Origin of the sequence: Streptomyces sp. NPDC006265, assembly GCF_040613555.1 — a bacterium.
Classification (GTDB): domain Bacteria; phylum Actinomycetota; class Actinomycetes; order Streptomycetales; family Streptomycetaceae; genus Streptomyces.
In genome coordinates this window covers 1-4,140 of record NZ_JBEXSH010000814.1, presented here as the reverse complement: position 1 = coordinate 4,140, position 4,140 = coordinate 1, and the positions used below count along the sequence as shown (strand labels likewise).

At 68.8% G+C, this 4,140-nt stretch carries 4 protein-coding genes; 3 read left to right on the top strand and 1 reads right to left on the bottom strand.

The window, feature by feature from the left end:
* On the bottom strand, positions 1 to 627 hold a 627-nt coding region (locus ABZ281_RS40510; protein WP_356662975.1), incomplete at its 3' end, for a response regulator.
* A gap of 334 nt (positions 628 to 961) precedes the next feature.
* Here ABZ281_RS40510 and ABZ281_RS40505 point away from each other — a divergent pair.
* From ABZ281_RS40505 to ABZ281_RS40495, 3 genes are read left to right on the top strand one after another with little or no spacing between them, the layout of a single operon-like run.
* The gene (locus tag ABZ281_RS40505; protein ID WP_356662974.1) at positions 962 to 1,978 is read left to right on the top strand and encodes a tripartite tricarboxylate transporter substrate binding protein; all 1,017 of its coding nucleotides are present in this window, start codon (positions 962 to 964) and stop codon (positions 1,976 to 1,978) included.
* A 20-nt stretch (positions 1,979 to 1,998) separates the two neighbouring features.
* A complete protein-coding gene (locus ABZ281_RS40500; protein ID WP_356662973.1) occupies positions 1,999 to 2,535 on the top strand; it encodes a tripartite tricarboxylate transporter TctB family protein in 537 nt (178 codons plus the stop codon).
* Positions 2,536 to 2,559: 24 nt separating this feature from the next.
* Positions 2,560 to 4,092, top strand: a complete 1,533-nt coding sequence (locus ABZ281_RS40495) for a tripartite tricarboxylate transporter permease (protein ID WP_356662972.1) — start codon at positions 2,560 to 2,562, stop codon at positions 4,090 to 4,092.
* Positions 4,093 to 4,140 lie beyond the last annotated feature (48 nt).

Here is a 4,140-nt window from a genome sequence, read left to right as displayed (position 1 = left end):
CGAGGCGGACAGGCCGTCGGCCTGCGCGGAGGAGAGGTTACGGCGCACCAGCTCGGCGGTCTGCTCGGTGACGCCCTTGGGCAGCCGGGTCGGCACGGCACCCGGGCGGGTGAAGGCTGAGGCGGGGGCGGGAACGGCGGGCGGCGCTCCGCTCTGGCGAGGGCCCGGAGGGTCGCCGGGATCGGGCAATGCCTTGCCGAAGACCCGGTCGACATCGCCCTGCTCGGGAACCGCCATGTCGGCGAGCTCGCGCCGCTGACGCGCGTACTGCTGAAGACGTTCTTCCAGGACGGAGGTGTCGAACGGTTTGATGATGTAGTGGACGGCGCCCTGGCGGAGCGCGCCGCGTACGGTGTCGACCTCCTGCGCGGCCGTCACCACCATCACGTCGACCTCGGCCCCGGCGGTCTCCCCGGCGCGCAGCTCGCGCAGGACGTCGAGACCGCCGATGTCGGGCAGGTAGATGTCGAGCAGCACGAGATCGGGGCCCAGTTCGCGCACCGACCGCAACGCCTCCGCGCCGTTGCGCGCCTCGCCGACGACGGTGAACCCGGCAACGCGCTCCACGAGCTTGCGATGGATGCGGGCGATCATGAAGTCATCGTCGACGACCAGTACACGAATCATGATGACTCCCTTCCGCCCGGACTTCGTTGTACTCGGCGGCAGACCGCGGCAGAGGACCTCCGAGACCTCTCTGATGCCCAGCGCATTGTGCATGAGAGTGCAAAGACAGTCACCAGGTCGAGCAAAGGCGATACCGCATCGATGCCGGATGTGCGGCGCCCCGGGGAGGTGAACAGAAGTTACGAAAGTTACTGACGGCTGGTTCCAGAACGTTCGTTAGGGCCAATAGCTCCACAACGCTCAACCTCTCTTTTCGGCCATGCCTCGCGCTGTTTCCATGACGCCTCGACACCGCAAGACCCCGGAAACACCCGAGTGCACAACTGGAGGAAGCGTGTTCCGCTCAGCCCCCCGAGCAGTCACGGCGGCCGTAGCCGCCGGTTCGGCCACTCTGCTGCTCGCCGCGTGCGGCGAGCAGGCGGCCACCGGCGCCAGCGGCGACGGCCCCTGGAAGCCCACCAAGCCCATCGAGTACATCGCCCCCGCGGGCACCGGCGGCGGCTGGGACACCCTCGCCCGCACGAGCGCCCGGGTGCTGGACGAGGCGAATCTCGTCGACAGACAGATGCGGGTGGTCAACAAGCCCGGTGGTGGCGGCGCCATCGGCTGGTCGTACATCGCCCAGCACGAGGCCGACCCGCACAAGCTCTTCGTGACCAGCCCTCCCATCCTGCTGGTGCCGCTGGCCGGCGAGTCGCGGCAGACGTACAAGGACTTCACGCCCATCGCCCGGCTCAACACGGAGCCGCTGGCCTACGTGGTGAAGGCGAACTCGCCCTACAAGACCTTCGACGACCTGGCGTCGAAGCTGAAGTCCGACCCGAAGAGCCTGAGCGTCGCGGGCGGCTCGGGCCCCGGCAGCCTCGACCACGTCGGCCTCGCGGGCGCCGTCCAGGCAGCCGGCGTGAACGCCGCCCAGGTCAAGTATGTCCCCTTCGACGGCGGCGGCGAGGCCATGACCGCGCTGCTGGGCGGGCACACCGACGCGGCCGTCGCCGGAGCCTCGGAGGTGACCGGCCTGGCGAAGTCCGGCGCCGTGCGGGTGCTCGCCGTGTCCACCGAGAAGCGTTCCGCGATCCTGCCCGACGCGCCCACCCTGACCGAGGAGGGCGTGGACTACGTCTTCGACATCTGGCGCGGAGTGATGGGGCCCAAGGGGCTGACCGAGAGCCAGGTCGCCTACTACGAGGACGCGTACAAGAAGATGGTCGAGCACGACTCCTGGACGTCGGAGAGCAAGAAGCTCGGCTGGACCAACGCCTTCCTCGGCAGCGCCGAGTTCGGGAAGTTCCTCGACGAGCAGAACGAGTCGCTCAGCGGAATCCTCACCGACGTCGGTCTGAAGAAGTAATCGGCGGGGACGGCAGGACAATGCATCACTTCCGCTTCTCGCACCGCACCCTCGCGGTCGTCCTCGGCCTGGTGGCGGTGGCCTACACGGTCGGGGCGTTCAACATCCCCGAGTTCACGGCGGTGGAGGTGCCGGTGCAGCCCGGCACCCTGCCCCAGGGGCTGGGCATGGCGCTGATCGCCCTGAGCGTGGCGCTGTTCTTCCAGAATTCCGAGCCGCGGGATGCCGCGGGGCAGGACGGCGCGGAGACCGACGCGCCGGGGGCGCCGGACGCGGAGAACGACGGGGCCCCGCGTCGGCCCCGCGTCGGCCGCCTCTCCGACCCCCGGCTGGAGCCGGCCGTGCTGCTGATCGCGATCGCCCTCTACGTGGCGCTGTTCGTGCCGCTCGGGTTCGTGATCTCGACCAGCCTCTTCGTGGTCGGCACCGCCTGGTACCTCGGCTTCGCCCGGCACTGGGTGAGCGTGCTGGTGGGCGTGGGCGTGGCCCTGTCGCTGTACCTCGCCATGTCCGAGGGGCTCGACGTGGCCCTGCCGACCGGGCCGCTGCCCTTCTGACCTGGAGACTGAGGCACATACGGCATGGACGCTCTCAACGGACTCATCCACGGCTTCGGGGTGGCCCTCACCCCGGCCAACCTCCTCTACGTCTTCCTCGGCGTACTCATGGGCACGGTCATCGGCATGCTGCCGGGCCTGGGCCCGATCAGCGCGATCTCGCTGATGATCCCGATCGCCTTCACCATGGACCCCGTCTCGGCGATCATCATGCTCGCCGGGGTGTACTACGGCGCGATCTTCGGTGGCTCGACCTCGTCGATCCTGCTCAACGCCCCCGGTGTGGCGGGCACCGTGGCCACGTCCTTCGACGGTTATCCCATGGCCCGTCAGGGCAAGGCGGGCAAGGCGCTGGCGATCGCCGCGTACGCCTCCTTCACCGGGGGCACGATCGGCGTGATCGGCCTGATGCTCGTCGCGCCCTCACTGTCGGCGGTCGCGACCAGCTTCGGCCCGGCCGAGTACTTCTCGCTGATGCTCCTCGGGCTGACCGCCGTGGTATCGCTCGCCGGCAACAACCTCGTCAAGGGCCTGATCTCCGGCACCGTCGGCGTGATGATCGCCCTGATCGGCATCGACTCCCAGACCTCCACCCAGCGCTTCACCTTCGGGCAGATCGAACTGTTCGAGGGCATCGAGTTCCTGATCGTGGCCCTGGGTGTATTCGCGCTGGCCGAGGTCTTCGTCATGCTGATGAACCGTGGCAAGGACAGCGGCAAGGCGGGGACGATCTCCTCGCTCCGGCTGGACCGGAGCGAGGTCAAGGAGATGAGCGGCCCCACCGGGCGCAGCTCGGTCCTCGGCTTCTTCATCGGCGTACTGCCGGGCGCGGGGGCCACCATCGCCTCCTTCATGTCGTACGCCTTCGAGAAGCGGCTGGCCAAGGACGGCGGCAAGATGTTCGGCAAGGGCAGCATCAAGGGTGTCGCCGCCCCCGAGTCCGCCAACAACGCGGCCGCCGTCGGCTCCTTCGTGCCGCTGATGACCCTGGGCGTGCCCGGCTCGGGTACGACGGCGGTGCTGCTCGGCGCGCTGCTGGTGCTGGGCGTGCAGCCGGGTCCGCTGCTGATGGACGAGAACCCGGACATGTTCTGGGGTGTCATCGCCAGCATGTACATCGGCAACATCGTGCTGCTGATCCTCAACCTGCCGCTGATCCCGCTGTTCGCCAAGGTGCTGAAGACCCCGCAGACACTGCTGCTGCCGCTGGTCGTGGTCTTCTGCGTGGTCGGCGTCTACGGGCAGTCCTTCAGCACGTTCGACCTGTGGCTGCTGCTCGGCTTCGGTGTGCTCGGCTTCTTGATGCGGGCCAACGACTTCCCCGCGGCACCGCTCATCCTGGGGCTCATCCTGGGCGGCCTGATGGAGAAGTCCATGCGTCAGGCGCTGCTGATCTCCGACGGCTCCTTCAGCACCTTCGTCACCAAGCCGATCTCCGCCGCCCTGCTCGCGGTCGCGGTGCTCTCCATGGTGGCCCCGCTGTTCGGCAACTGGCGGCGTGGACGCGCGGCGCGACGGGCCTCGGCCCGCGCGGCCGAGGAGCGGGCCGACGCATGACGGCGTGAGAGAAATCGACCCTCGGGCGGCAGTGCCATGGCTCACGGC

Bases quoted from the DNA above. Each gene is read 5' to 3' on its own strand.
- ABZ281_RS40500 (WP_356662973.1), top strand. From the start codon at position 1,999: ATGCATCACTTCCGCTTCTCGCACCGCACCCTCGCGGTCGTCCTCGGC.
- ABZ281_RS40495 (WP_356662972.1), top strand. From the start codon at position 2,560: ATGGACGCTCTCAACGGACTCATCCACGGCTTCGGGGTGGCCCTCACC.